Below are 1,667 nucleotides of genomic sequence, written 5' to 3' on the forward strand. Positions count from 1 at the left end.
GTGCGGATAGCGGTTTATTGATGCGGGATCCAAACGTACTTCGCGCAGAACATCACGCGCTTTTTGCATGCGTTCTTTCTTGTTTAAATATGGCCGGTGGACGGTTAATCCTTCAGTGATGATTTCCCCGATGGTCATACGTGGTGAAAGCGAACCGTATGGATCTTGGAACACCATTTGTACGTCTTTTTTCAGATCGAACCGCTCTTTGTCGCTGAGTGAGGCCATGTTTTGACCTTTAAACTCAATTTTTCCGGTAGACGGTAGCAAACCGATCAACGCACGCCCTAACGTGGATTTACCCGAACCGGATTCACCAACAATGCCTAGTGTTTCGCCCTGTTTTAGTTGTAACGAGATGCCTTTTACCGCTTCGAAGTACTCGTTTTTGCTTGGGATAAAGTGAGGCGTCACCAAAAACTTCACACGAATGTCTTCAGCGTTGAGCAATTCCGACGCTTTCTCGTCAACGGGGGTTTTGCTTCCTTTCGGAATCGAGTTAATCAGCATTTTGGTGTATTCATGCTGAGGATCAGAAAATAGGTGCTCAGTGATGCCTTCTTCAACGACCTCACCTTTGCACATCACCAACACACGATCGGCAAAGTGTTTCACCACGCCTAGGTCATGGGTGATAAATAAAATAGCCATCCCCATTTTTGCTTGAATCTCTTTAATCAGCAGTAGCACTTCCGCCTGAACGGTAACGTCAAGCGCGGTTGTCGGCTCATCGGCAATTAAGATGTCTGGTTCGTTAATTAGCGCCATGGCAATCATGATGCGCTGTAACTGACCACCAGAAAACTCATGGGGATACTTATCATAGGCTTGTTGCGGGTTCGGCAAATGAACCAAATCAAACAGTTCAAGCACACGTTCTTTGGCTTTGCGCTGATTGACTGAGCGATGACACATCATGGCTTCCGCCACTTGAATACCGACCCGCATATACGGATTCAGTGAAGTCATCGGCTCTTGGAATATCATTCCGATGCGATCGCCGCGAATGCGCTGCATTTGTCGCTCGGTTTTGTCCAGAATGGATTCGCCTTCAAACATGATTGACGAGTCTGGATGGACAATGGCGTTGTCTGGTAGCAGCTTCATTAAAGCGTTGGTGGAAACTGATTTGCCGGAACCAGATTCGCCGACGATAGACAGCGTTTCACCCGCTTGTAGCTCGAAGCTAACATTCTTTACTGCATCGACGATCCCATCGTTTGTCGTAAAGCTGACAGACAAGTTGTTCACCGAAAGAATGGTTTGAGAAGACATCACGTATCCTTGTGTTTGATATAGCAAATAAACCTAGAGCAATGGTGATGGCGCTGAAATCCTGCTGCTTTCCATTGCTCTGGTACTCATTAGTTGTAGAGGTGGGGAGCAACCGCTTCTGCTGAGCTCATTGCCTGTAAATGCAAAAACTGTTCATGGGCGCGAGTGACATGGTCCAGCTCTATCATCCATTGAGCATTGCGCTGCGCAGAGCAAAATGCGGCCATGTGTGCAAGTAAGTCCTCACTTTGCTGGCCGAGTAGGTGGCCAACACGCTCAATCAGGTCATGGCTTTCAAGCTGCAAAAATTGGAACAGCGCATAAGTTTGGTTGAGAGCCGAAAATGCTTCGCGCTGTAATCCCAATTTGTTGAGGATCTCAGATTGCGCCAC

The 1,667-nt window shown here is 47.5% G+C and carries 1 protein-coding gene and 1 pseudogene; both read right to left on the minus strand.

The features are described from left to right. Positions 1–1,275, minus strand: a 1,275-nt coding sequence (locus tag R7P35_RS23925) for an ATP-binding cassette domain-containing protein (RefSeq protein ID WP_318092817.1), incomplete at its 3' end; no start/stop codon positions are given. An 89-nt stretch (positions 1,276–1,364) separates the two neighbouring features. Next, a pseudogene (locus tag R7P35_RS23930) lies at positions 1,365–1,667 on the minus strand (hypothetical protein); the annotation flags it as partial.

Origin of the sequence: Vibrio sp. Vb0304 (assembly GCF_033338995.1) — a bacterium.
In the GTDB taxonomy this organism is placed as follows: domain Bacteria; phylum Pseudomonadota; class Gammaproteobacteria; order Enterobacterales; family Vibrionaceae; genus Vibrio; species Vibrio alginolyticus.